23 protein-coding genes are annotated in these 26,754 nt (G+C 64.1%); 17 read left to right on the top strand and 6 right to left on the bottom strand.

Annotated features, from left to right (window positions below; all coding sequences use genetic code 11):
- Nucleotides 1-7: 7 nt before the first annotated feature.
- From GWL_RS12345 to GWL_RS12300, 10 genes are all read left to right on the top strand, one after another.
- A complete protein-coding gene (locus tag GWL_RS12345) occupies nt 8-862 on the top strand; it encodes a sulfite exporter TauE/SafE family protein (RefSeq protein ID WP_008330554.1) in 855 nt (284 codons plus the stop codon).
- A gap of 2 nt (nt 863-864) precedes the next feature.
- Nucleotides 865-3,381, top strand: a complete 2,517-nt coding sequence (locus GWL_RS12340) for a heavy metal translocating P-type ATPase (RefSeq protein ID WP_008330553.1) — start codon at nt 865-867, stop codon at nt 3,379-3,381.
- A complete protein-coding gene (gene ccoS, locus GWL_RS12335) occupies nt 3,381-3,554 on the top strand; it encodes a cbb3-type cytochrome oxidase assembly protein CcoS (protein WP_008330551.1) in 174 nt (57 codons plus the stop codon). The genes GWL_RS12340 and ccoS overlap by 1 nt, the downstream gene beginning before the upstream one ends.
- A 152-nt stretch (nt 3,555-3,706) precedes the next feature.
- Entirely contained in the window at nt 3,707-5,134 is a 1,428-nt protein-coding gene (gene ccoN, locus GWL_RS12330) for a cytochrome-c oxidase, cbb3-type subunit I (protein ID WP_008330550.1), read from the top strand.
- 12 nt (nt 5,135-5,146) lie between these two features.
- Complete coding sequence (gene ccoO, locus GWL_RS12325; RefSeq protein WP_008330548.1) at nt 5,147-5,761, top strand: cytochrome-c oxidase, cbb3-type subunit II; 615 nt, start codon at nt 5,147-5,149, stop codon at nt 5,759-5,761.
- Between the two features lie 4 nt (nt 5,762-5,765).
- Nucleotides 5,766-5,960 (top strand): cbb3-type cytochrome c oxidase subunit 3, encoded by a 195-nt coding sequence (locus GWL_RS12320; RefSeq protein ID WP_008330546.1) that lies wholly within the window; start codon nt 5,766-5,768, stop codon nt 5,958-5,960.
- Entirely contained in the window at nt 5,953-6,885 is a 933-nt protein-coding gene (gene ccoP, locus GWL_RS12315; RefSeq protein WP_008330543.1) for a cytochrome-c oxidase, cbb3-type subunit III, read from the top strand. The genes GWL_RS12320 and ccoP overlap by 8 nt, the downstream gene beginning before the upstream one ends.
- A 146-nt stretch (nt 6,886-7,031) precedes the next feature.
- A complete protein-coding gene (ccoG, locus tag GWL_RS12310) occupies nt 7,032-8,507 on the top strand; it encodes a cytochrome c oxidase accessory protein CcoG (RefSeq protein WP_008330538.1) in 1,476 nt (491 codons plus the stop codon).
- A 53-nt stretch (nt 8,508-8,560) separates the two neighbouring features.
- Nucleotides 8,561-9,106: a FixH family protein gene (locus GWL_RS12305; RefSeq protein ID WP_008330536.1), complete on the top strand. Its 546-nt coding sequence runs from the start codon at nt 8,561-8,563 to the stop codon at nt 9,104-9,106.
- 75 nt (nt 9,107-9,181) lie between these two features.
- Entirely contained in the window at nt 9,182-9,439 is a 258-nt protein-coding gene (locus GWL_RS12300; protein WP_008330535.1) for a hypothetical protein, read from the top strand.
- A gap of 31 nt (nt 9,440-9,470) precedes the next feature.
- Here the strand turns inward: GWL_RS12300 and fnr are convergent, their stop codons facing one another.
- The 4 genes from fnr to GWL_RS12280 form a co-directional block, all read right to left on the bottom strand.
- Nucleotides 9,471-10,319, bottom strand: a complete 849-nt coding sequence (gene fnr, locus GWL_RS12295; RefSeq protein ID WP_008330533.1) for a fumarate/nitrate reduction transcriptional regulator Fnr — start codon at nt 10,317-10,319, stop codon at nt 9,471-9,473.
- A 373-nt stretch (nt 10,320-10,692) separates the two neighbouring features.
- The gene (locus GWL_RS12290) at nt 10,693-11,763 is read right to left on the bottom strand and encodes a fatty acid desaturase (protein ID WP_008330529.1); all 1,071 of its coding nucleotides are present in this window, start codon (nt 11,761-11,763) and stop codon (nt 10,693-10,695) included.
- 253 nt (nt 11,764-12,016) lie between these two features.
- Nucleotides 12,017-12,643: an OmpW family protein gene (locus tag GWL_RS12285; protein ID WP_008330527.1), complete on the bottom strand. Its 627-nt coding sequence runs from the start codon at nt 12,641-12,643 to the stop codon at nt 12,017-12,019.
- Nucleotides 12,644-12,850: 207 nt separating this feature from the next.
- Complete coding sequence (locus GWL_RS12280; RefSeq protein ID WP_008330525.1) at nt 12,851-13,918, bottom strand: 1-aminocyclopropane-1-carboxylate deaminase; 1,068 nt, start codon at nt 13,916-13,918, stop codon at nt 12,851-12,853.
- Nucleotides 13,919-14,116: 198 nt separating this feature from the next.
- Here GWL_RS12280 and GWL_RS12275 point away from each other — a divergent pair, with 198 nt between their 5' ends.
- Nucleotides 14,117-14,578 carry an Lrp/AsnC family transcriptional regulator gene (locus GWL_RS12275; protein WP_008330522.1) on the top strand — a complete coding sequence of 154 codons (462 nt, stop codon included), beginning with the start codon at nt 14,117-14,119 and terminating at the stop codon, nt 14,576-14,578.
- Nucleotides 14,579-14,645: 67 nt separating this feature from the next.
- Nucleotides 14,646-15,614, top strand: a complete 969-nt coding sequence (pip, locus tag GWL_RS12270; protein WP_008330520.1) for a prolyl aminopeptidase — start codon at nt 14,646-14,648, stop codon at nt 15,612-15,614.
- Between the two features lie 92 nt (nt 15,615-15,706).
- Here the strand turns inward: pip and GWL_RS12265 are convergent, their stop codons facing one another.
- Complete coding sequence (locus GWL_RS12265) at nt 15,707-16,231, bottom strand: MarR family transcriptional regulator (protein ID WP_034350741.1); 525 nt, start codon at nt 16,229-16,231, stop codon at nt 15,707-15,709.
- A gap of 212 nt (nt 16,232-16,443) precedes the next feature.
- On the opposite strand from GWL_RS12265, the gene GWL_RS12260 reads away from it, so the two are divergent.
- From GWL_RS12260 to GWL_RS12240, 5 genes are all read left to right on the top strand, one after another.
- Nucleotides 16,444-17,637, top strand: coding sequence for an HlyD family secretion protein (locus tag GWL_RS12260; RefSeq protein ID WP_008330516.1), 1,194 nt, complete (start codon nt 16,444-16,446; stop codon nt 17,635-17,637).
- Nucleotides 17,634-19,193, top strand: coding sequence for an MDR family MFS transporter (locus GWL_RS12255; RefSeq protein ID WP_008330515.1), 1,560 nt, complete (start codon nt 17,634-17,636; stop codon nt 19,191-19,193). Before GWL_RS12260 ends, GWL_RS12255 begins: the two co-directional genes overlap by 4 nt.
- Nucleotides 19,193-20,668 carry an efflux transporter outer membrane subunit gene (locus GWL_RS12250; protein WP_008330514.1) on the top strand — a complete coding sequence of 492 codons (1,476 nt, stop codon included), beginning with the start codon at nt 19,193-19,195 and terminating at the stop codon, nt 20,666-20,668. The genes GWL_RS12255 and GWL_RS12250 overlap by 1 nt, the downstream gene beginning before the upstream one ends.
- A gap of 292 nt (nt 20,669-20,960) precedes the next feature.
- Entirely contained in the window at nt 20,961-21,488 is a 528-nt protein-coding gene (locus GWL_RS12245) for a hypothetical protein (protein WP_008330513.1), read from the top strand.
- Nucleotides 21,489-21,761: 273 nt separating this feature from the next.
- A complete protein-coding gene (locus GWL_RS12240) occupies nt 21,762-25,952 on the top strand; it encodes a S8 family serine peptidase (protein WP_008330512.1) in 4,191 nt (1,396 codons plus the stop codon).
- Between the two features lie 288 nt (nt 25,953-26,240).
- Here the strand turns inward: GWL_RS12240 and GWL_RS12235 are convergent.
- A partial coding sequence (locus GWL_RS12235) for a hypothetical protein (protein ID WP_237713565.1) occupies nt 26,241-26,754 on the bottom strand: 514 nt, incomplete at its 5' end.

Raw genomic sequence — 26,754 nt, 5'->3', positions numbered from 1 at the left:
AGCCACGATGAACCTGCTGCCGATCTTCCTGGTAGGCCTGATGGGCAGCGTCCATTGCATCGGCATGTGTGGCGGCATCGTCGGTGCGCTCAGTTCGGCCGCACCTGCCCGTGCATCGGGCAGGCCAGCACCGGCACCGGCTCAGGTCTGCGTCATGGCGGCTCAGCCGGTGCGCGGCACACCTCGCGTGATTCCTCTTCATTTCGTTGGCCCGGCGCAGCTGCAGGCCTTCGGACAAGACCTGGTACGCGTGCTGGGTTACAACCTGGGACGCCTGTCCAGCTATACGCTGGCGGGTGCGCTGGCCGGTGGCATCGCCGCCGGTCTGCTGCGCGGCGCCGATGTGCTGGGCTGGATGGCACCGGCGCAGACGGTAGCCTACGTCATCACCAATCTCATCCTGATCCTGCTGGGGCTCTACCTGACCCAATGGTGGAGCGGCATGTCACGCATGGAGCAACTGGGCAGCGGCTTGTGGGCGCGCCTGCGTCCGCACGCGGCACGGCTGGTACCGGTCGATACGCCCGCCAAGGCCGTGTTGCTGGGCAGTCTGTGGGGATGGCTACCGTGCGGAATGGTCTACAGCGCCTTGCTCACCGCACTCATGGCCGGTAGTGCCTGGCAGGGCGCATTGACCATGCTGAGCTTCGGTGTCGGCACCTTGCCGGTGCTGCTGGTGGCAGGCATGTCGGGTGCGCGCCTGCGTCAGCTGGTCGCGCGGGCCTGGGTGCGGCGCAGCGCCGGTGTGATCGTGCTGGCCTTCGGCTTGCTGGGGTTGCTGCGCGTTGCCGAAATAGGCGGCCTGGGAATCGCACGTGGCTGGATCGACGTATTCTGCGTCAGTCCGGTACATGGAGGATGACCATGCGCAAGCAGGAAAGTGACGCGGCGAACCTGTGTTTCCACTGCGGCCAGCCGGTGCCGGCGGGGGAGTCGTGGCGGCTGGAGATCGGCGGTGTTCAGCGCGCCCTGTGCTGCGTGGGCTGCCAGAGCGTGGCCCGGCTCATCGTCGAGAGTGGATGTGAAGATTTCTACCTGCGTCGTACCGTTCCCTCAGCCCGTGTCGACCCGGAACAATTGCTGCCGCCCGAGCTGGCGCTGGTGGACCTGCCCGTGCAGACAGGCGATGGTGAAGTTTCTGGCACAACCGACCAAGCGCAGGAACTGGTGTTGTCCATCGACGGCTTGCGCTGTGCCGCCTGCGTCTGGCTGATCGAAAAATACCTGGCGCGGCTGCCCGGTATCCATATCGCCGAACTCAACGTGGCCAGTGCACGGCTGCACATCCGCCGTGATCCCGCCCTTTGTTCCACTTCCACCATCCTGCGCGGTCTGCGTGGCCTGGGTTATACCGCCTATCCCTTCGATCCGCTACGCCAGGGTGAACAGGCGCGCCGCGCCGGTCGCCGCCTGTTCCGCCAGTTGTTCATCGCGGGCCTGTCGATGATGCAGGTGATGATGTATGCCGTGCCGGTCTACATGACGCATGAAGGCATCGATCCCGACATGATGGCGCTGATGCGCTGGGCCAGCCTGTTCCTCACCATACCGGCGGTGTTCTATTCAGCCTTGCCGTTCTTCACCGGCGCCTGGGCAGGTCTGCGCGCCCGTGCGCCGGGCATGGACCTGCCGGTGGCCATTGGCATCGCCGCCGCCTTCGCCGGCAGCGCCATCGCCACCTGGCGCGGGGAGGGCGAGATCTGGTTCGACAGCGTGAGCATGTTCATCTTCCTGCTGCTGGCCAGCCGCTATCTGGAAACCGCCGCACGACGCAAGTCGGCGGCGGCGCTGGAACGCATGCAGCAGGCTTTTCCTGCGGCGGCGCTGGTGCTGCGCGATTATCCGCAGCAACGTGAGACGACGCTGGTGGCAGCCGCGCAATTGCAGGTCGGCGACGTCATTCTGGCCCGTCCCGGCGATACCATCGCCGCCGATGCCTGCCTGCTCGAAGGCCTGGCCGAACTGGATCTGGCCCTGCTGTCCGGCGAAAGTCGTCCGCAGACTTTCCAGCCCGGCCAGGAGGCGCCGGGCGGTGCCGTCAACCTGAGCCAGCCGGTGCTGCTGCGTGTACTGCGCACCACGCGCGAGAGTACGCTGGCCGCCATTACCCGCCTGGCCGAGCAAGCCGGGCAGGGCAAGCCGGCCCTGGCGCAGTGGGCTGACATCGTGGCCTCGCGCTTCGTGGTGGCCTTGCTGCTGCTGGCGGCCATCACGTTTCTCACCTGGCACCTGATCGATCCTGCGCGCGCCTGGGCCACGGCCATCGCCGTTCTGGTGGTGTCCTGTCCGTGTGCGCTGTCGCTGGCCACGCCCTCGGCCCTGGCCGCCGCGACGGATCGCCTGCTGCGTGAAGGTACCCTGGTGGTGCGTGGCAATGTACTGGAAACCTTGCAACGCGCCGATACCATTCTCTTCGACAAGACCGGGACGCTCACCCAGGGCCGGCCGCAACTGACAGCCTTGTGGAGCCGCATCCCGCAAGCACGGGCCTTGTCGCTGGCAGCGGCCATGGAGCACGGCAGCCTGCATCCACTGGCCAGGGCACTGGTGGACGAGGCGCGGCGCCAGGGTGTTGCGGCGTGCGAGGTGATGCAACCGGGTTCGGTGACCGGTGCTGGCATGCACTGCTTCATCGATGGCGTACCGCATCGTCTGGGAGCGCGTCGTTTCGTGGCCGAGCTTGCCGGAGCACAGCTGCCTTCCGAGCTGAGTCATCCCGCTGCCGCCGCTGCCGGGTCGGTCTATCTGGGCAACAGCGATGGCTGGCTGGCGCGCTTCGACCTGGCTGACGCATTGCGTGCCGATGCCGAAGAGACGGTGGCCGCCTTCCGTGCGCAGGGCATGCGCGTGATCCTGCTCAGCGGTGACCAGCCTGACGTCTGCGCCGAGGTGGCGGCCGCCGTCGGCATCGATGAAGTGATTGCCGGCTGTACCCCGCAACGCAAGCTGGAGGTGGTGCGCGAACTGCAGCAGGGCGGGGCGGTGGTGGCCATCGTTGGCGATGGCATCAACGACGCCGCCATGCTGCGCGCCGGGGATGTGTCCTTCGCCATGGGCAAGGGTGCGGCGCTGGCCCAGGTTAGTGCCGATGCCGTCATCATGAGCGACCGCTTGTCTGCCGTGGCGCAGTGCGCGCAGATGGCTCGGCGCACCATGCGCATCGTGCGCCAGAATCTGGTGTGGGCCAGCCTCTACAATTTCCTCGCCATCCCGGCGGCAGCCTTCTGCCTGCTCGATCCCTGGATGTCGGCGGTGGGCATGTCGGCCAGCTCGCTGCTGGTGGTCGGCAATGCCTTGCGCCTGAGTCGGGCCACGCGCCCATCGCTGCCGGTCACGGTGCCGACATCGGCACCTCGGCCAGCACTGGCAGGAGGGGCGTGATGGAGGCGCTCTACCTGCTCATTCCGCTCAGTACGCTGCTGGTGTTCGTGGCGATCTGGGTGTTCTTCCGCGCCTCCGACGGCGGCCAGTTCGATGACCTCGAAGGCCCGGCCATGCGCATTCTCCACGACGATGACACCCCTGCGCCGCAGGGTCGGCACGATCCTTCCTGAGCCGCTCTTGCGTGCCGCGCGCTGCGGCCTGTGGCTCACGATCTGCGGCATTTCTCTGCCGCTGTCTTTCTACTTGATACACGTCAATGCCCCTGGAAGGCTTGCCCCGTAAGCTCGCATTGAACAGTACTCAACAAAGTGGGGAGAGTTTCGTGAGCAAAGAAAATAGCTACAACTACACGGTTGTGCGCCAATTTACCGTGGCGACCATCCTGTGGGGCGTAGTCGGTATGCTGGTCGGTGTGATCATCGCCGCCCAGCTGGCATGGCCCGAATTGAACATGGGGATTCCCTGGCTGAGCTTCGGCCGGCTGCGTCCCCTGCATACCAACGCAGTCATCTTTGCCTTCGGCGGTTGTGCGCTGATGGCTACCTCGTATTACGTCGTCCAGCGGACCTGCCAGGTGCGGCTGTTCTCCGACTTCCTGGCCGCTTTCACCTTCTGGGGCTGGCAGCTGGTCATCGTCGGTGCGGCCATCACGCTGCCCATGGGGCTGACCCGCGGCAAGGAATACGCCGAACTGGAATGGCCCCTGACCATTCTCATCGCCATCGTCTGGGTCGCTTACGCCGTGGTGTTCTTCGGCACCCTCGTCAAGCGCAAGGTCAAGCACATTTACGTGGCCAACTGGTTCTACGGTGCCTTCATCATCGCCGTGGCCATCCTGCACATCGTCAACGGCATGACCATGCCGGCCACGCTGACCAAGTCCTACTCCATGTACAGCGGCGCGCAGGATGCCATGATCCAGTGGTGGTACGGTCACAACGCGGTGGGCTTCTTCCTGACCGCCGGCTTCCTGGGGATGATGTATTACTTCATTCCCAAGCAGGTCAACCGTCCGGTGTACTCCTATCGCCTGTCCATCGTGCACTTCTGGGCGCTGATCTTCACCTACATGTGGGCCGGTCCGCACCATCTGCACTACACCGCGCTGCCTGACTGGACCCAGTCGCTGGGCATGGTGTTCTCGCTGATCCTGCTGGCACCGTCCTGGGGCGGCATGATCAACGGCATGATGACCATGTCGGGCGCCTGGCACCAGCTGCGTACCGATCCCATCCTGAAGTTCCTGGTGGTCTCGCTGTCCTTCTATGGCATGTCCACCTTTGAAGGTCCGATGATGGCCATCAAGACCGTCAACGCCTTGTCCCACTACACCGACTGGACCATCGGCCACGTGCACTCCGGTGCCTTGGGCTGGGTTGGCTTCGTCACCATGGGAGCGATGTATTACCTGATCCCGCGTCTGTCGGGCAAGACCCAGATGTGGAGCAAGGATCTGATCGAGATCCACTTCTGGGTAGCCACCATCGGCATCGTGCTCTACATCGCCGCCATGTGGATCGCCGGGGTGATGCAGGGCCTGATGTGGCGTGCGGTCAATCCCGACGGCACCCTGACCTATACCTTCGTCGAGGGCGTCAAGGCGACCTACCCGTACTACGTCATTCGTCTGATGGGTGGCCTGATGTATCTGTCCGGCATGCTGGTGATGGCCTACAACACCTGGCGCACCATGCGCGGCACCGAACTGGCTGTCGCACCGATTCCTGCCGTGACCAACGCTGCGCACTGATTGGGGGAAAGTATGAAGTTTTCGCATGAATGGATTGAGAAGAACCCCTGGCTGCTCATCGGCCTGGTGCTGCTGGTGGTCAGTGTGGGTGGCCTGGCCGAGATCGTGCCGCTGTTCTTCCAGAAATCGACCACAGAACCGATCGCCGGCTTGAAGCCCTACTCGGCCCTGCGCTTGGCCGGCCGCGACATCTACATCCGCGAGGGCTGCTACAACTGCCACTCGCAGATGATCCGCCCCTTGCGCGCCGAGACCGAGCGTTATGGCCACTATTCGGTGGCGGGTGAATCGGTCTATGACCACCCCTTCCAGTGGGGCTCCAAGCGTACCGGTCCGGACCTGGCCCGGGTCGGCACCCGCTACAGCGATGAATGGCATCGCGCCCACCTGCACAATCCGCGTGACGTGGTGCCGGAGTCCAACATGCCGGCCTATCCGTGGCTGGAGCAGGCCAAGCTGGACAACTACGACATCGTCTCGCGCATGAAGGCCTTGAAGCGCATCGGCGACCCGTACACCGAAGAAGACATCAAGAATGCGCCGGCCGAGCTGGTCGGCAAGACCGAACAGGACGCGCTGATCGCCTACCTGCAAGGCCTGGGTGTCCTGATCAAGGCGGAGAGATAAGACCATGATTGAAATGTTGACCGATCCACGCAGCCTGATCACGCTGATCAGCTTCCTCACCTTTGCCGGCATCCTGTGGTGGACCTATGTCAGCCACAAGCCCGCTGACTTCACGCAAGCCGAGATGATCCCCTTCGCCGATGGCGACATCGGCCAGCCCGCGGCCGACAGCAGCGACAAGGAGACAAGCCATGGCTGATTTCACCAATGGTTTCTGGAATATCTGGATCATCGTCCTGACCGTGCTGGGTATCGCCGGTTGCGCGCTGCTGCTGTGGCAGCAGTCCAGCTGGAAGGTCAAGAAGGGCGACCAGCCCATTGCCGGTTCGACCACCGGTCATGTCTGGGACGAAGACCTGACCGAACTGAACAACCCGCTGCCGCGCTGGTGGATGTGGTTGTTCTATATCACCATCATCTTCTCGGTGGGCTACCTGATCGCCTATCCCGGCCTGGGCAACCTGCCCGGCACCCTGGGCTGGCGTTCGACCGGCGAGCATGATGCCGACGTCAAGCAGGCCGAAGCCAAGTACGGACCGCTCTTCGACAGCTACCTCAAGAAGGATCTGAAGGTAGTGGCCGCCGACCCGCAGGCCCATGCCATCGGCGAGCGTCTGTTCCTGACCTACTGCGCGCAGTGCCACGGTTCGGACGCGCGCGGCAACAAGGGCTTCCCCAACCTGACCGACAACGACTGGCTGCATGGCGGCACACCCGAGATCATCAAGGAAACCATCCTCAAGGGCCGTCACGGCGTCATGCCACCCATGGCTGCTGCGGTGGGGACGGACAAGGATGTCGACAACGTCGCCAACTATGTGCTGAGCCTGTCCAACTCGGCGCATGACCCGATCAAGGCCGAGCTGGGCAAGTCCAAGTTCGCCGCCTGCATGGCCTGCCACGGCCCTGGCGGCGTGGGCAACCAGGCCCTGGGCGCGCCCAACCTGTCGGACAAGATCTGGCTCTACGGCGGCAGCATCGACACCATCAAGGAAACCATCAACAAGGGACGTGACAACACCATGCCGGCCTTTGGCGAATTCCTCGGCGAACCCAAGGTGCATGTGCTGGCCGCCTATGTCTGGAGCTTGTCCAACAAGCCCAGCAACGCCGCGGCCAAGTAGGACGCCATGCGTAGTTGAACCCGCGCCGGGGCCGACGCAGACACAGAGCTGCGCGGCCCCGGCGTCCTTCGTGATGGCCCGATGGCCATGATCACCGCGCCCGGCCAAGGGGCGCTCCAGAGAGCGAAAGCAGAGCAGGCAAGACCATGAACAAGGCCGCAATGACACCCAGGCAGGGCAAGGAAGAGGGCCCGCCATCCCAGGAGGAGGCGCCCCGCAAGGACGGCAAGGATGAATATGCCGTCATCCGCATGTATGCCGCGCGTGAACCGATCTACCCGCGCGAGATTCAAGGACGCTTCGCCAGCCTGCGCTGGCTGTGCGTGTTCCTGACGCAGCTGGTGTTCTACGGCCTGCCGTGGCTCAACTGGAACGAGCGCCAGGCCGTGCTGTTCGATCTGGCCTCGCGCAAGTTCTACCTGTTCGGCCTGGTGCTGTGGCCGCAGGACTTCATCTGGCTGGCCGCATTGCTGATCATCTGTGCCTTCAGCCTGTTCCTCTTCACTGCCATCGCCGGCCGCGTCTGGTGCGGCTATGCCTGCCCGCAGACGGTCTACACCGAGATCTTCCTGTGGATTGAACGTCGTATCGAAGGCAACCGCAGCGCCCGCATGCGTCTGGACCGCCAGCCCTGGTCGTTCGACAAGCTCTGGCGCAAGTCCGCCAAGCACCTGGCCTGGGGCAGCGTGGGCCTGTGGACCGGCATCAGCTTCGTCGGCTACTTTTCGCCCATCCGCGACCTGCTGCCGGAAATCGGGCAGTTCGCGCTGGGCCCGTGGGAAAGCTTCTGGATCGTCTTCTACGCCTTCGCCACCTACGGCAATGCCGGCTGGATGCGCGAGCAGGTGTGCAAGTACATGTGCCCGTATGCGCGCTTCCAGAGCGCCATGTTCGACCGCGACTCGCTCATCATTACCTACGACGACACCCGTGGCGAGCCACGCATGCCGGCGGCCAAGGCGGCCAAGCTGCAGGAGGGCAGCAAGGCGGGCGATTGCATCGACTGCACCATGTGCGTCCAGGTCTGCCCGACCGGCATCGATATCCGCCAGGGCCTGCAATACATGTGCATCGGTTGCGCCGCCTGCGTCGATGCCTGCGACAGCGTGATGGACAAGATCGACCGTCCGCGCGGCCTGATCCGCTATTCCACCGAGAACGCCATCGAGCAGGGCTTCTCGACGCCGGAAATCCGGCGTCGCCTGTTCCGTCCGCGCATCCTTATCTACACCGCCATCCTGGGGGCGGTGATCGCGCTGTTCCTGGGCTCGCTGGTGGTGCGCACCCCGCTGAAGCTGGATGTGATCCGCGACCGCGGCTCGATGGGGCGCGAAGTGGAAGATGGCATCATCGAAAACGTCTATCGCCTGCAGGTCATCAATACCGACGAGCGCGGCCATCGCTACCGCATCAGCGCCACCGGCATCGATGGTCTGACGGTCGATCCCGCCGGTCCCATCGAACTGGCTGCGACCCAGGCCCTGATGGTGCCGGTCAGGGTGAGGGCACCGCACGGGGCAGGCGAGTCCGGCTCCAACAAGATTCATATCGAATTGCAGGCCGAGGACCAGCCCGCGCTGCACGTCAGCGAGAAGGCGGTCTTCCTGGTGCCGCGCCGCTGACGGCAGGAAATGGCGCAGCTCACATGAACCCAACGTCATATCGAGAGGAAACCATGCAGACCGTCTCCCCCAAGCTTGGCAACACCCTTCCCTGGTACCGTCACCGCTGGCCCTGGCTGTTGATGTCCGGCCCGGCCGTGGTGGTGGTGGCCGGCATCTTCACTGCCTGGCTGGCCATTTCGCGCGCCGATGCGCTGGTGGCCGACGATTACTACAAGCAGGGCAAGGCCATCAACAAGGACCTGCGCCGCGATCACGAAGCGCAGCGCCTGGGCGCCTCCATCGGTATTGCCTATGATCCGGCCAGCGCGGTGCTGCGGGGCCGCTTGCAGATGCGCCAGACGCCTGCTACCGGCGAAGAAGGGCAGACCCTGGTACTGAACCTGGTGCACCCGACGCTGCCCGCCAAGGACAGGACGCTCATGGTCCACCCCGCCGCCGATGGCAGCTTCTCGGTGCCGCTGGCGGAGATGGAACAGGCGCGCTGGCGCCTGGTAGCCGAAGATGGCAGCCACCGCTGGCGCCTGCACGGTACCTGGGTGTGGCCGCAACAGCGCAGCATCGAAATGAATGCCGAGGCCTACGCGCCGGCCGAATAATGCGCTAAGCTGGAGTGAAGCCGGCTTCAAGACCGGCCCTCTACGGATGAAACTTCCTGCATCAAGGAGACAGTCATGCGCAAACAACAACGCAATCTCGCCATCGTGGGCTGGGTCGCCTTCCTGATGGCCATCGCGGCCGAAGGAATGTTCTTTTCCCTGTTCAATCCCGAGGAGCTGGCCATGGCAGCCGGCCATGAGTGGGAAGCACTGGCGGCCTACACCGTAGGGTTCTTCTGTTTCTGGGGAAGTTTTGCCGCATGTGGCCTGCTGGCCGTACGGCTGACGCGGGCGCTGCCAAGAGAGCGCCTGCGCCATTACGTCCAGGGCTGAGCACCCCGGACGCTTTTCGGGCCGCTAGCGCTTAGCTGCCCGAGCGGGCGGTTGCCGCCGCCACCGGAGTGCAGGCATCCACGCCCGCAGCCAGGCGCTTGAGCGCGGCCAGGTCGACCACTTCCACATCGCGCTGTTCCACCGCCAGCAGACCCTGCTTGCGGAACTTGGAAATCAGGCGACTGATGCTCTCGATGGTCAGGCCCAGATAGTTGCCGACGTCCTGGCGCGTCATGCGCAGCTGGAAGCGTGTGGAGGAATAGCCGCGTGCAGCGTAACGTGAAGACAAATTCACCAGAAAAGCGGCAAACCGCTGTTCCGCACGCATGTTCCCCAACAGCATGATGACGTTCTGTTCGCTGGTGATCTCGTGGCTCATCATGCGGTGGAAATGACGCAGCAGATGCGGAATCTGGCCGAACAGCTGTTCCAGGCGTGCAAACGGGATTTCGCAGACTTCGCTGTCCTGCAGGGCCACCGCATCGCATTGATGCTGCTCGGTGCTGATGGCATCCATGCCCAGCAGTTCGCCGGGCATCTGGAAGCCGGTGATCTGGCGGTCGCCGTCGAGGTTTTCCTGGTAGGTCTTGAAGTGTCCCACGCGCACTGCATAGAGTGCCGTGAAACGGTCGCCGATACGGTACAGGAAGTCATCGCGTGCGACCTTGCGGCGGCCGATGATCTTGTCCAGGCGTTTCATGTCGGATTCGTCCAGACCCATGGGCAGGCACAGCTGGTGCATGCCGCAGGCGGTGCAACTGCGCAGCGCGGAGCTGGCAGCGGCTTCACGCGCGGCCGTCAGCGGCGAGCATGAGGTCAGGGAAGCGGTGGCGTTGGTGGCGCCAGCGGCGAGCGAAGTGGAATGGCAAGGCTGGTTCATACGATGTTCCCGGCGGACTTGTGGCAATCGAATGACTCGATTTTAAGTGCGCGGAACGTAATAGGAAGCACAGTATTCCCGTATCAGACGGCATTTCTTGTCCCAGATCAAACATGGTCGAAGTAATCGCCGCAATCGACTGGCGGGGCCGCGTTGTCACGCGCAATTCCACTGCAATCCATCACAACTGACGGTGCCTGAGCGGCACTGGAAAGCGCGCACAGCGCAGTGTAGAGAAGCGGCCTTGATGGGGGAAAGTGGGCGGTATCGCGGGGTTACCGGGGACCCGCGAATGCCCTTCCATGCGACCGTCTTGTTATTGAAACTTCAGTATCTTCGTGGCGATCTGAAGGCGTTGACCGGCACTGCCGGATCAGGCTTCGGCCGTCGCCTTGTTGACTTCCGGCAGCGGCAGCGGCGTGCTGGTGGGACGACCGCGATAGTCGGTCCAGCACAGGCGCTTGAAGTCGTACAGCTTGCAGCGACGTGCGGTATCGAAATACCAGCGCCAGGAGAAGCGCTGGATCACGATGCGGCCGGGCAGCATGGTTTCCAGCTTCTTCTGGGCTTGTTTCAGGCGATACAGCGGCACGCTCATGTCCACGTGGTGCGCGGTGTGTTCCATGATGTGATGCAGCAGCGCGCCCCAGTAGCGGCCAAAGGTCAGGTGCACGGTGGTGGAGACGAAGGGTTGCGCAGCAGCCCAGGTGATCTTGTCTTCATACCAGGCCACCGAGGTATGCGTATGGTGCACATACACCACGAAGCCGATCATGGCCTTCCAGAACAGCAGCGGAATCGCAAAACCGGTCACCAGCAGGGTCCAGAAGGATTGTTCGGTGGCTTGCGCAGCCCAGGCCAGGCCGGCGATCCAGACAGCCGCCACGGCCGTCACCAGCACGCCATCCCACATGAATTCGGCACGACGGGTCGGCATCTGCTTCCTGGAGGGAAAGTACATGCGCTTCCACCACATGTCGACCATGTAGTACAGACCCGGAGCGAAGCCGCTGCGATAGAGGCGCTCCAGGCGCTGGCGCCAGCGCGGCAGGGCGCGGAACTCTTCCAGCGAGCGCGGCTGCCAGACGAAATCAAAACCCTTCAGGTTGGTATAGCCGTGGTGCACCACGTTGTGGCCCACGGCCCAGAGGCTATAGGGCGTGAGCGAAGGCATGAACAGCAGGCGGCCCAGCCAGGTATTGAGCTTGCGGCTGGGCGTGAAGGCCTGGTGGCAGGCATCGTGGCCGAGGATGAACAGGCGTCCGATGATGAAGCCATTGACCACGCCCAAGGCGATCTTGGCCAGCAGCCAGGGGGCCCAGACGATGGCCGCCAGGCTGGCGCCGAACAGGCAGAAGTCCAGTACCGACAGCGCCAGGGCGATGGCCGTGCTGCGCTGGCTGATGGGGATCACCCAGGAGCGGATGATCTTGCGATGGGGCATCGGTGCGCCAGGCGCGACCGGGGTGTGGGGGTGCGAAGTCGTCGACATCGTAATTACCTCTTCCTACTATCAAACGGTGGACGGGGGAGCATGCCGCAGGAGACTGCTCCAGCTAACGCTGCAAGGGGCGGATGGCATTGCAAGACATGGCGGCCGGAAAACCGGTGGCGGGACGTTAGCGCGGATCCCAAAAAACAACGCGACCGGTCATCATCGATGACGGATCGCGCCGTTTGGGTGCGGCAAGAATACCTTAGAAACGGTAACCCACGCCAACGCCGATCAGCCACGGATCAATCTTGACGTTGCTGACCTTGGTGCCGGCAGCGGTCTTCACGTCGCTGGAGATCTGCACCTTCTTGATGTCGAAGTTGATCAGCCAGTTCTTGTTGATCTTGTAGTCGGCACCGATCTGCAGGGCGCCACCGACGCTGCTGCTATCCAGTTGCAGGCCGTTGGCGAGGCTGACGCTGGAGATGCGGGTGTAGTTGATGCCGGCGCCGATGTAGGGGCTGAAGGCCGCTTCAGGCATGAAGTGGTATTGCAGCGTCAGGGTCGGCGGCAGGTGCTTGAAGGTACCGATCTTGGTGCCGTCCAGGCGTACGTCCTGCTTTTGCGGATAGGTCAGCACCAGTTCGGTGGCGATGTTCGGGGTGAAGAAGTAGCTGATGTCGAACTCGGGAATCACCTTGTTGTTGATGGTGATGCGGTCCGAGGCGCCGGTGCCGCCGACCGGGTCGGACTTGTTTTCCGGGCTCAGGTTGACGGCGCGTACGCGCACCAGCCACGGGCCTTGGGCTTCCTGCGCGAACACGGGAGCAGCAGCAAAGGAGGAGGCCAGGGCGGCCACGGCGGCAGTGAGGGTGACGATTTTTTTCACGGTGTTTTACCTGTCGAGTGAGGATGTCCGAAAGGTACGCGTGAAGCTTTCTGCGGGCTTTGATGCCGATCAAGCGGGCAGGCACATGAATAAAAAATGAGCCGGCCAGCGGGAACTTGCGCCCCAAAATGACACAAGCCCGGCCTGCTTGAGCAGGCACGGGCTGGATGTGCAGCGCGCCGATGCGCCTGCGCGGAGCGCTCCGGCTTACTCCTTGTAGCGTGCTTCGCGCGCCAGCTTGGTGAGGTTTTCCGGATCTTCGAAGGCCTTGTAATAAGCGTTCAGTGCCGGTGCGCCACCGAGGTGGGCATACAGTACGCGCTGGCCCTTGAAATGGCCCTTCTTGGCCATGTCGATCAAGCCGTCGATGGATTTTCCTTCATACACCGGATCGGTCAGCATGGCTTCCATCTCGGCGGCGGTGCGGATGGCGGCGATGGTCTGCTCGCTCGGCAGGCCGTAGGCCGGGCCGCTGTAGTCGGGGATGATCTCGATGTCGGCGTCGCGCACCACCACACGCTTGCCGCCCTTGGCGGCGATCAGCTCGCTGGTGTCGTTGGCGATCTTGGTGACGGCGCGGCGGGTCATGGCTTCGTCATCGGCGGTGTCGATGCCGATCACGCGGCGGCGCTTTTCCTGGGCGGCGAAACCGACCACCATGCCAGCCTGGGTGGAACCGGTACAGGTCGCCACCACGATGTTGTCGAAGAAGATGCCCAGCTGCTGTTCCTGCATCGCCACTTCATCGGCGAAGTTGGCATAGCCCAGGCCGCCCAGCGGGTGATCCGACGCACCGGCCGGAATCGCATAGGGCTTGCCGCCCTTGGCGCGCACTTCTTCCAGGGCGCGGGCCCAGGTGTCCTTCTCGGTGGTGGAGTAGCCATAGCCGCCCATGATCGGGTTGCCGCCCATGATGCGGGTCAGGAGGATGTTGCCGACCTTGTCGTAGACCGGGTCATCCCATTCCAGCCAGGTTTCCTGCACGGTGTAGGACTTCATGCCCACGGCAGCAGCCGCTGCGCAGACCTGGCGCGTGTGGTTGGACTGGATGTTGCCGATCGAAACCAGGGTGTCGCAGCCCTTGGCCAGGGCATCGGCCACCAGCCATTCAAGCTTGCGGATCTTGTTGCCGCCGAAGGCCAGGCCGGAAGAGACGTCATCGCGCTTGGCCCACACTTCCACGCCCAGCATGGCGGACAAGCGTTCCAGCTTGTGGATGGGGGAGGGGAAGAAGCCCAGGGTCTTGCGAGGGAAGAGTTTGTCGAGTGCCAGCATGGAGTGCTCCGGTTCAGGTGGATGGTCGAAAGGGGTCCGAATCTGGTCCGATTCATGGTGAATCGCCGGGATCAACTTTACGCCGGAGGATTAAAATGGTGCTTCCGAATTTATGGCATTATTCGTGATGAAAAATCGATGTAAATTATTTAATGCAAAGAAAATTGCGACAATTTGTCATTTAAGGAAAGAATCATCATGACGCTCGACCGCATGGACAAGCGCATCCTCAAGGCGCTGCAGAAGGATGGCCGCATCGGCAATGCCGAGCTGGCCAAGAAGCTCGGCATGAGTGCCACGGCCTGCTGGAACCACACCAAACGGCTGATGGACGAGGGCTATGTGAAGGAAGTGCGCGCCATCCTCGATCCCGAAAAACTCGGTCTGCCGGTACTGGTGACGGTGGGCGTGGTGCTGGACCGTTCCACCCCGGAGAGCTTCGCCGAATTCGAGAAGGCGGTGCGCGAGATTGCCGCCGTCCAGGAGTGCCTGCTGCTGGCCGGGGAATTCGATTACTGGATCAAGCTGCGCGTGAAGGATCTGCAAGCCTTCAATCGCCTGCACGCCAACACCCTGCTGCGCTTGCCGGGGGTGCGGCAATTGCGTTCCTTTTTTGTCCTCAACGAAGTGAAGAACAATCCGGAACTCGTGGTGGAATGAGGAATCTGTATTCTCATCCTGCCCACCCTATACTGCCTCTTTTGTCTTCATCCCCAAGGATCTGCTGATGACCACTTCCTCCCCTGCCACCCTGCGCGGCCTCTATCCCCCCATTGAACCCCATGAGCACGGCATGCTCGACGTTGGTGACGGTCACCAGGTCTATTGGGAAGTCTGCGGCAACCCCAAGGGCAAGCCGGTGGTCTTCCTGCATGGCGGGCCCGGTGGCGGTTGCGGCCCCTCGCACCGGCGCCTGTTCAATCCGGAAAAATACCGCATCGTCCTGTTCGACCAGCGCGGCTGTGGCCGCTCGCTGCCGCATGCCAACCTCGAGGCCAATACCACCTGGGACCTGGTGGCCGACATCGAACGCCTGCGCGAACTGCTGGGCATCGAGCGCTGGCAGGTCTTCGGCGGTTCCTGGGGCAGCACGCTGGCGCTGGCCTATGCCGAGACCCATCCGCAGCGCGTGACCGAGCTGGTCCTGCGCGGCATCTTCCTGCTGCGCCAGGCCGAGCTGGACTGGTACTACCAGGAGGGGGCCTCGTGGATGGTGCCGGACCGCTGGGACCAATTCCTGGCCCCGATCCCGGTGGCCGAGCGCGGCAATCTGGTGCATGCCTATCGCCAACGTCTGACCGGCAACGACGAAGCCGCCAAGCTGCAGGCCGCGCGCGCCTGGAGCCGTTGGGAAGCCAGCACCATCACCCTGGTAGCCGATGAAGGCCTGATCGATTCCTTCAACGATGCGCAATTCGCGCTGGCCTTTGCGCGCATCGAGAACCACTACTTCTTCAACAAGGGATTCATGGAGGAGGGCCAGCTGCTGGCCAATGCCGCGCGCCTGGAAGGCATTCCCGGTGTGATCGTGCAGGGTCGCTATGACCTGGCCACCCCGGCCAAGTCCGCCTGGGACCTGCACCAGGCCTGGCCCGGTTCGCAACTGCACTTGATCGACAGTGCCGGTCACGCCTACAACGAACCCGGTATTCTCGACCAGCTCATCGCAGCCACCGATCGTTTCGCGGATCGATGATGGCCCGGCGCTGAAGGCGGTCTCACCCCTCGCCATACCGCATGTTCTGGCGCTCCCCTGGCGGGAGCGTTTTTTTTGTCTGTTCTGCCGTGTCAGCTTTTCTTTCGACCGCGCCTGGCGGGTACCTCATCCGTTGCAACGGCTGTCGCAGAGGGGGGCGCGGAATAGACCTCTTCCAGTTCCGCCAATCGATGGTTGAGCTTGCCCAGGACAGTGGTCAAGCTGGCGATCTCCTTTTCGCTCAAGGCAGCGAACAGTCCATCGATGAAGGTTTTCTTCACCGGCTCCGAGGCCCGCAGCACTTCCTTGCCCGACGCGGTCAAAGCGATGTATTTGACCCGGCGGTCGCTGGCGTCGCCACTGCGCCGGACCAGTCCGTCGCGCTCCAGCGCATCAATGGCCTCGGTGATGGTGCGCGGCGCAAAACCGAAGGCCGTCGCCAGATCAGCCGCGCGCACCGGGCTGTTGCGCTCGATATGGCCGAGCATCTTGTTGCGCGCCAGCGAGGCGCCTTCACCGGCCATGAGCTTGTCCAGCGTGCGGTGCGAGCGAATGTAGAAGTCGCGCAGTGCCTCGGCGGCACTGCTGCTGTCATCGTTTGTAAAGCTTGTAGACATGATTTTTCCAGATACCATATCATATGGTACCTCATTAATTATTGCCTTGGTTTGCGCATAACCGTACTGACGCTGTATCGCCACTGTCTTGGCACTGTATTGGCACTGTATTGCTTCCCAACGGCAAAGTGTCTTGCCAGTCACCAACACTGTACTGGCACCGTATGGATTCCGTTTGAAACCTTCCGCGCCCCGATATTAGGATAAAAAAGATGACCGACGCCACACCCGGCAAACCAGAAGCCAGTCCATCCCAGCCAGATTCCTCCTCTCCCGGTAACGACAAGAACAGCGCTCCCAAGAAACGCATGAGCCCGCGTGCCCGTTTCATCCTGCGTACGCTGGGTTTGCTGGTGCTGGTCATCGTAGCGGCCTGGGTGCTGTACTACCAGTTCCGTGGCAAGTATCTCGAAAGCACCAATGATGCCTTCGTCCAGGCCGACAGCGTGACGGTCTCCTCCAAGGTCACCGGTTATGTCGACCAGGTGCTGGTGGCCGACAACCAGATCGTCAAGGCCGGCCAGGCACTGGTACGCATCGATGCCCGTGATTATTCCGCGCAGGCGGCTCAGGCCAAGGCCCAGATCGATGCCGCCGCCGCCAGCGAGGAAGCTGCCAAGGCGCAGCTGGCCGAGCAGCAGGCCGCCATCGCCCAGGCCAAGGCACAGCTGGCCTCGGCGGACGAGGATGCCCGCTTCGCCAGCGCCGAAGTGGAACGCTACACGCCCCTGGCCGCCTCCGGCGCCGAGACCCGCGAACGCCTGACCAGCCTGCGCAACCAGCAGGCCCAGGCGCGCAGCACCGTGGCGGCGCGCCGTGCGGCGCTGGATGCGGCCCGGCTGCGGGTGCGCTCGCTGCAGGCGCAGGTGCGCCAGGCCCAGGCCCAGGGCGAAACCGCCCGTGCGCAGTATGACGCCGCCAGCGTCAACCTCGGCTATACCGAGATCCGCGCCAGCGTGGATGGCCGCATCGGCGACAAGCAGGTGCGGGTCGGCCAGTTCGTCTCGCCGGGGACGCGCATGATGACCGTGGTGCCGACACACTTCTACGTCTCGGCCAACTTCAAGGAGACTCAGATCGGCATCATGCGCATCGGCCAGCCCGCCATCATCAAGGTCGATGCCTTGCCGGGCGTGGAGTTCCACGGTCATGTGGACAGCCTCTCGCCGGGCACCGGGGCGCAGTTCTCGCTGCTGCCGCCGCAGAACGCCACGGGCAACTTCACCAAGATCGTCCAGCGCGTGCCGGTGCGCATTGCCATCGATGCCACCCCGGAAGAAACCCGCGCCTTCGTGGCCGGCCTGTCGGTGACGGTGGAGGTCAACACCATCGCCGCCAAGGATGAACTGCGCGATCTGCGCGAACGCAACAGCGAGATCAACGCCACCCGCAAGGAGCCGCAGTGAGCAGCGCCGCGTCGCCAGGGCAGGGCGTCCAGGGAGAGAAGGCCGATGCCGCTGCCTGGCTGGCAGTAGCCGCCGGTACGCTGGGCGCGCTCATGGCCACGCTGGACATCTCCATCGTCAATTCCTCGCTGCCCACCATCCAGGGCGAGATTGGTGCTTCCGGCACCGAAGGTACCTGGATCGCCACCGCCTATCTGGTGGCCGAGATCGTCATCATCCCCATGTCGGCCTGGCTGGAGCGGCTGCTGGGGCTGCGCGTGCTGCTGCTGACGGCAGCCGGCCTGTTCACGATGTTCTCGGTGCTGTGCGGTCTCTCGACCACGCTGCCGATGATGATCGTGGGGCGGGTCGGGCAGGGCTTCACGGGCGGCGCGCTCATTCCGACCGCCATGACCATCATCGCCACCCGGCTGCCGCGCGCGCAGCAGCCGGTGGGCAATGCCCTGTTCGGCGCTACTGCCATTCTCGGGCCGGTGCTGGGGCCGGTGATGGGAGGCTGGCTCACCGAGAACGTCAGCTGGCACTACGCCTTCTTCATCAACCTGCCGGTGGGCGCGGCCCTCATCACCTTGCTGCTGGTGGCGATCCCCTATGAGCGTCCCAAGTTCGAGCAGTTCGGCCAGGCTGACTGGTTCGGCATTGCCGGGCTGGCGCTGGGGCTGGGCGGGCTGACGGTGGTGCTCGAAGAGGGCGAGCGCGAGCAGTGGTTTTCCTCGCCCGACATCCGCTGGCTGGCCGCCACTTCCGTGCTGGGTTTCATCTTGCTGGCCATCGGCCAGGTGCGCTCGCGCCATCCGGTGATCCAACTGCGGCTCTTGCGTGACCGCCAGTTCGGCTCGGTGGTGATGATGGCCATGATCGTGGGCGTGGCGCTGTATGGCACGGCCTATGTGATCCCGCAGTTCCTCTCCGGCATCGCCGGCTACAACTCCTTGCAGTCGGGCTGGATCGTGCTGCTCTCGGGCGTACCGATGATCCTGATGATGCCCTTCACGCCCTTGCTGATGCGGCTGGTGGACATCCGCATCGCCGTCGGCACGGGCTTCCTGCTGCTGGCGACCTCGGCCTTCATCGAGACCGACCTCAGTCCGCTCTCCTACGGCGGCTCCTTCGTGGCCTCGCAGCTCATGCGCGGGGTGGGCACCGTGCTGGCGATGCTGTTCCTGAACCAGGCGGCGATCCGCTCGGTGCCCCCCTCGCAGGCCGGCGATGCCTCCGGACTCTACAGCGCCGCGCGCAATCTTGGCGGCTCGCTGGCGCTGGCTGCCATCGCCGTGATCCAGGACCAGCGCCTGTGGCTGCACAGCCGCCGCCTGGAGGAAAGCCTCAACGCCAATTCCGAGCTGGTGCAATCCACCATCGCTGCGCAAGGCCATCTGCTGGGCGGCCAGGATGTGGCCATCCGGCTCATGGGCAGCACCATCCAGGCCCAGGCGCTGACCATGACCTATGCCGACCTGTTCTGGCTGCTGGGCGTGGCCATCCTGTGTGTGACACCGCTGGTGCTGTTCCTGCGTCCCTTGCCGACCCATGCCGCACCGGTGGCTTCTCATTGATGAACAACATGGACAAGACCTCTTCTTCCTTCCCGGCCACGCGCCTCATCGCCCTGGCCGCGGCAGCTCTGCTGGCCGGCTGCGCCCTCGGTCCGGACTATGTCGGCCCGCCCGAGGCCGCCCCGCAAGCCGCACACACCAGGCAGTTCGTGCGCGGCGGCGACACCGTGACTACCACCGCGCCAATCAACCAGTGGTGGCAAGCCCTGGGTGATGCCGAGCTCACCAGCCTCATCGAACGCGCCTTGCAGGCCAACCCGAATCTTGGCGTGGCACGCGCCCGCCTGCAGCAGTCGCGCGCCGGGCTGGCGCTGGAGCAGGCCAACGCCGCGCCCAGCGTGGGCGCCTCGGCGCTGGCGGCGCACGCACGCCTGCCACCGGCCAATCTGGCGGCGCTGACCGGCGGTTCCAGCTCCGGCAATGGCTCGGCCACCAGCGCCAATCTCTACAGCGTGGGCTTCGATGCCAGCTGGGAGATCGATCTCTTCGGCGCACACCGCCGCGCCGTCCAGGCAGCCACGGCGACGGCGGACGCCGCGCAAGCCTCGCTGGCCGATGTACAGGTCAGCCTGGCCGCCGAGGTGGGCAACGCCTATATCAGCCTGCGCGACCGCCAGCAGCGCCTGGCGCTGGGCCGGCAAGCGGTGCAGGCGCAGGAGCAGATGCTGCAGCTGACCGACCAGCGGGTCCAGCGCGGCACCGCCTCGTCGCTGGATCAGTTGCGTGTGCAGAACCAGCTCGATGCCAGCCGCGCCGACCTGGTCCCCCTGCAGGCCGAGCGCGATGCCTACCTCAACCAGCTGGCCACGCTGCTGGGGCAGGAGCCCGGCACGCTCGATGCGGAACTGGCCGCGACCGCACCGGTGCCGCTGCCACCGCAGCAGGTCGCCGTCGGCGATCCGGTGTCGCTGTTGCGTCGCCGGCCCGACGTGCGCGCGGCCGAGCGCACGCTGGCCGCCGATACCGCCAGGATCGGCCAGGCCGAAGCGGCACGCTATCCCAGCCTCAAGCTCTTTGGTGTCATCGGACTGGGCGGCACGCATCCATCGGACCTGACGCGCCTGGATGATTTCGCTGCCATCGGCGCCCCCATGCTGAGCTGGAATTTCCTCGACTTTGGCCGCGCCAGGGCGCGCGTCACGCAAGCCGAACGGGCGCGTGACGAAGCCGAGATGAAGTACCGCCAGGCCGTGCTGGAAGCGCTGCGCGATGCCGAGGATGCGCTCTCGCGCATGCGCTATGGTCGCATCAGCGTGGCCACCCTCGCACGTACCAAGGTCTCCGCCGACCGTGCGCTGGCGCTGGCGCGACAACGCTATCAAGCCGGTACCGGCACGCTCATCGAGGTGCTCGATACCACCCGCCAGCAACTCACCGCGCAACAGAACCTGTTGCAGGCCGAGGCCAATCTCACGCGCAGCTTCGTGGGCATCCAGAAGGCGCTGGGACTGGGCTGGTCCGACCAGCCGGGCTGAATCCGCCCGAGCGCACTCCCACGCCGGCAGCGCCTCGATGCGCTGCCGGTTTTTTTGCGCCATTGCGACAGAAGATTCATCTTCCGGGTGGGTGAGCTTACGAAAAATAATTCACATATTCTTTACGGAAGCTGCACCAAAAGACAGTGTCCAGAATCGCCCAGTGCTCCGACAATACGCGACATAACAAGCGGTGAGCAGCGTCCCTCCGGGGATGAAAAAAAACGAGGACGGGGCATCCGGCATGGTGGTTTGCCCTGATCGATTCCGCAGCGTCGAGGTGGGCAAACAGATGAGCAATCGTGAGAACCTGAGCAAGCATGGCGCGCCGCATGTTGCGGCGATCTTCCTTTCCTATTGGCGCAATGCCCTCATGCTGCTGGTGCTGGGCCTGATGCTGGGCCTGGCCGCCAGGGCCCAGCACCGGGTCAGCGGCCATAGCCACAGCCTGGCGTCCACGGCCGGCATCGTCAATCTGGCGGCGGGCCTGGGCCTGGTCCCGGGGACCTTTGATCCCGGCCTGCAGCTCGGTACTTCGCGTCGGCAAGACACATTCTTCGGCACCGCTGGCGTGGCTGATCTGGATCTGTCCCTGCCGGGCCAGCCTGGTCAACGTTCATTGTCAGGCGTGCTCACGCAGCTGCATTCCGGCGGGCGTGCGCTGCCGCCACGCAGTCACCATCCGGCCAGTCGCTTCGAGCTCCTTGCCGAGCGCGACGGCCTGGCCGCCCTGACCGAGGCCGTGCCCGGAACGCCGCGTCCGCCCTGGCCATTCAAGGCCAGCGTGAGCTATCGGATCCGCGCCAACTGGCGTTTCTGAAGCAGGTTGCGGTCAGCGCGGCTGACCTGGCTTGCGCTTCTTTTTTGTCTTTTCCTTCCTCTGATCACGCCCTGGCGTGATGCCAAAAACAGCACATTGTCTGCGTGCAAACAGCACCAAAAGACAATGTGCAGAACCTGGTCGGCCCCCGACAATGCGCCCCTACAAAAAGCCGGTATCAGCCGGCATCCGGGGCGACGACACGCAGCGCGGGGGCGGGCAAGCATTCCCGATCTCCTGGCCAATTCCACACGATCGACCTAGGAAGGGAAGATGAAGAAGAACAAGAAGTCGCTACATCAAGTCGCGCCGATGCCACCGGCCGTCTTCAAGAAAAAAGCCTTGTATGCCGCCGTATTGCTGACCCTGGGCCCGGCCCTGAGCGTGCCGGCGATGGCGCAGAGCTATGTCAACTATGACGGCAGCACCAGCACCGATGCGGCAGCGGCCGTGGCCAGCTGGGCCGACAACAAGGAGTTCAAGACCAACTGGGGCCTGGGCGCCATGAATGCCCAATATGCCTATGCGGCGGGCTACACCGGCCTGGGCATCAAGCTGGGCTCGGTCGATTCGGGGCTCTTGCTGACCCATGCCGAATTCGTCGGCCGCAACGCCACGCCGCTGGCCGTCGTGGGGACCTATGCCAACGATGGATCGCAATACCAGGATGGCAAGCAGCCCTGGAAGGCTGGTGACGCCTTCAGCACCACCGGTGCCCTGAGTTCCCTCAACGACAAGCACGGCAGCCATGTCTCCGGCACCATCGCGGCATCCAAGAATGGCGCCGGTTTCCTGGGCGTGGCGTTCGACAGCGACTACTACATTACCAATACCAACGGCACCGACAGTTCGGTCTATGGCGTGAACATGGACTACAACTACTTCAAGGCGGCCTACGGCAATCTCGCCAGCGCCGGTGTGCGCGTGATCAACAGCAGCTGGGGCAGCCCCGATTCACGCGATGATTTCGGCAGCATCGGCGGCGTGGCGGCCTCCTACCAGCGCCTGCAGGGCGGCGGCAAGAAGAGCTGGCTGGATGCGGCCGCCGACGTGGCGCAAGAGTCCAATGCGCTCATGGTCTGGGCCGCCGGCAATACCGGCAAGGCCAACGTCAACATCCGCTCGGCGCTGCCGTATTTCAGGCCGGAGCTGGAGCAGAACTGGATCGCGGTAGCCGCGGTCAATGCCAGTTCGGCGCTGCCCAGTTTTTCCAACCAGTGCGGTCTGGCCAGGTACTGGTGCGTATCCGCACCGGGCTCGACTATTCCCAGCCTGAACATCACCTCCGATACCTCCCTGGTCAACGCCTCCGGCACCTCCATGGCGGCCCCCCACGTGACGGGCGCGCTGGGCCTGCTGATGCAACGTTATCCGGAGCTGGACAACCAGGCCATTCGCACCATTCTGCTGACTACGGCCAAGCATCTCGGCGATGGTCCGGCCGATGCTCCCAACGCCATGTTTGGCTGGGGCTTGCCGGATCTGAACAAGGCTCTCTACGGCCCCGGCCAGTTGCTGGGCGTCTTCAATGCCAGGATCGGTGCAGGCAAGGCCGATACCTGGAGCAACGACATTTCCGAAGCCGCGCTGATCCAGCGCAAGAGCGAAGAGAAGGCGCAACTGGCCGCCTGGGAGGCTTTGTCTCCCTCCACATTGCAAGCGACGCTCGACAGTGCCACTGCGGTCGTCACGGCGAAGGTCGACAGTGACTACGATGCGGCCTTGGCGCTGGTGCAGACGCGGGCCCGACTCAACGCCGCCTATCAGGCCAGCAAGAGCAAGGCCGACAATACCGCCTTTCAGAACGCCGACAAGGCCGTGACCGCCAACACGCTGGCGGCCGCCATTCTGAAGCAGTCCGGCAGCGGGCCTTTGCTGAGCAAGGAGCAATTGCTGACCTACATGCTCTCCACCGATGCCAATACCGTCGCGGCCAACCTGGCCCTGGGCAACTACAACGGCCAGACCGCCTACCTCGACGCCGTGCGCAAGAAGACCGATGCCGACTACGTGGGTAGCCTGGTCAAGACCGGCGAGGGCAGCCTGACCCTGTCGGGCAACAACAGTTATTCGGGCGGAACCCGCCTGGAAGGCGGCACGCTGGGCGTGGCCTCATCCACCGCGCTGGGCAGCGGCGCGCTGGTCATGGGCGATGGCACCACCCTGCGCGCCGCCGCTGACAGTCTGACCCTGGCCAATGCGGTGCGCATCAGCGGTACGGGCAATATCGATACTCAGGCTTTCACCTTCACGCTCAACAACGGCATTGCCGATGGCAGCGCGCCGGGCAGCCTGGTCAAGCAGGGCGAGGGGACGCTGCGCGTGCTCGGTACGGTGAGCTACAGCGGCAATACGACGATCGCGGCCGGCACGCTGAGCGTGCCAGGCTACGTCCAGACGGCGGGACAGACCCTGACGATAGGCGTGGCCAGCGCCACCCAATACGGCAAGCTGGTGGTGACCGATGCGGCCAGCTTCGCCTCGGGCGCCGCGATGGCGGTCGATGTGGCCAAGGCTGCGACGCTGAACAACGGTCAGAAGCTGGCTGGCGTGGTCACGGCCGGCAGCCTCAGCGCCCCGCGCCTGAACGTTTCGGACAATTCGCTGCTGTTCGACTTCCACCCCGTGGTGACGAGCAACGCCGTGGACCTCGATATCGTCAGTGCGGTGAGTATCGACAAGCTGGTCCATGACACGCTCGCGCCGGCCGCTACGCCTGCAAGCACATCTGAATCCGGTACACCGGCGGCGAGCGCAGCGGTGACCAGTACACCTGCCTCCGCTACTCCTGTCACCAACACATCGGCCACCACCACACCTGCCGCGAGCACACCGGTAACGAGTGCGCCTGCTACCAGTACACCTGCCGCGAGCACACCGGTAACGAGTGCGCCTGCTACCAGTACGCCTGCCACGAGCACACCGGTAACGAGCGCGCCTGCTACCAGTACGCCTGCCACGAGCACACCGGTAACGAGCGCGCCTGCTACCAGTACGCCTGCCACGAGCACACCGGTAACGAGCGCGCCTGCTACCAGTACACCTGCCGTGAGTACACCGGTAACGAGCGCGCCTGCTACCAGTACACCTGCCGCGAGCACACCGGTAACGAGTGCGCCTGCTTCCAGTACACCTGCCGCGAGCACACCGGCAACGAGCGCGCCTGCTTCCAGTGCAGTTGCTCCGAACATGCCGGTGGTCAGTGCACCGGCATCCGGCACCTCCACCGCGAGCGTGCCTGCAGCGGCGGCCGTAGTGGTACCGCCAGCACCGGCAGCACCGGCAGCACCGCCAGCACCCGCAGTCAAAGTAGCCCCGGCAGTGCGTACTCCGATGGCAGTCGCTGCCGCCACTGCTGCGGCTGCGGTGGCGCCGGTGCTGGACCGTCAGATCCAGCGTCCCTCCAGCGCCGATATGGCGCAGGTCGTCACTGCTCTGGGACGTCTGCCCGACGCCACCAGCGTTCTGCGCGCCGCCGCTCAGACCCTGCCCAGCAACATCAGCGACAACGCCATCCGTGGCACCCTGGCTTCGCTCAATCGCGTCATTGCCACGCGCATTGATGCGGGTAACGCTGGCGGCGGTATGGGCGGTGCGGGGCGCGGCGTGGGCTATGGCGAGGCCGGTGGCGATCGCCAGGTCTGGCTCATGCCTTTCGAATCGCGTTCGAACCAGGGGGATCGCAATGGCGACTCCGGTTTCAGCGCCAGCACCCGGGGCATGGCCGCGGGCACCGAGGCGGAGCTGGACAGCGGGCGCATTGGATTTTCTTACGCCTATGCCAGCACCAGTGCCAGCGGCAACACCGCCATCACCGGTACCGGCAGCCGCAGCCGTATCGAATCCAACATGGTGGCCGTCTATGGCAGCGTCCCGCTGGGTGAGCTGGCGCTGTCGTGGCAGGCCGACGCCGGCTGGAACAGCAACCGCCTGGCACGTGAGCTGCGCTTCGGCGGGTTGAACCGCGTGGCCAGCAGCCGCTACGACAGCTGGAGTGCGCACGTGGGCGCAAACGTATCGCATACGCTGCCCTTGGGTGAAGCATTGAGCGTAGTACCGGCCTTGCAGCTTGATTACACCCGTCTGCAAAGTCCGTCCTACGCCGAGAGCGGGGCAGGCGATCTGAGCCTGGCGGTGCAGGGCAAGCGCAACCAGGCCTTGTTGCTGGGTGTGGGTACGCGCTTGAACTATGCGCTCACGACGGCTTCGCAGATCAGCGCCCATGTCGGTGCCAGCTACGATGTCATCAACGCGCGCGACGAACTGGTGGCCACTTATGCCGGGACGCCGGGCCAAGCCTTCAGCGCACCCGGTGCGGCACGTTCTGCATGGTTGTTCAAGGCGGGGATCAGCTATCGCCACCAGTTGAGCACCGCCACCGATATCTCGCTGCGCCTGGATGCGGAAGGTCGCAGCGGTTTCATCAACCAGTCCGCAGCGCTCAAGGCCAGCTGGCGCTTCTGATCTGCACGCGGCCGCCCCCAGCAGCCTGGCTGAGGGCGGCTTCTCGCTCTCCTTCCATTCTCGCGCAAGGCATCAAGGCGCATGGTGCTGCATCCTGGCTAGCACCAAAAGACAATGTCCAGAAAGGCAGTGCCCCTCGACAATGCCTCCCTACAAAAACCGGTTCAACCGGTACGCAGGGAGGGATAACAACAAGGGCGGGGGATGGGTCTAGCTTCCCGATGGCCTCGCCCAAGATCGAGGAAGGTAAGATGATGAATCAAAAGAAGCAGCACAATCGTGCCTGCATCATGCCGCCTGCCGCTCTGCGTAAGCACCGTCTCTATGCTGCCATATTGCTGACCCTGGGCCCGGCCTTGAGTGTGCCGGTGGGCGCGCAGACGGCGTTGCTCGCGGATGTGAAACTGGCAGTACCAGCGGTGTCGGAGTCGCCGGCAGAGACAGCAGTACAGGAGTCGCCAGTGAACTCTCCAGCACCTGCATCGTCAGCGACACAGGAATCACCAGCGGCACAGGAAGCATCAGCAGCATCGGCTGCACCAGCATCGTCAGTGACAGCGGAACCACCAGCAGTACTGGGGACAGCATCAGCAGCATCAACTGCATCGGCCGCGCCTGCAACGTCGGCGACACAAGAATCACCAGCGGCACAGGGGGCAGCAGCATCGGCTGCGTCGACCGCACCTGCATCGTCGGCGGCACCGGAATCAGCTGTAGCACAGGGAGCACCAGCATCAGCAGCATCGGCCGCACCTGCAACGTCAGCGACACAGGAATCGCCAACGGCACAGGGGGCAGCAGC

Origin of the sequence: Herbaspirillum sp. GW103, assembly GCF_000261365.1 — a bacterium.
GTDB lineage: Bacteria > Pseudomonadota > Gammaproteobacteria > Burkholderiales > Burkholderiaceae_D > Herbaspirillum.
Note: the sequence above shows the minus strand (reverse complement) of the source record. Positions and strands in the feature narration are given on the sequence as shown.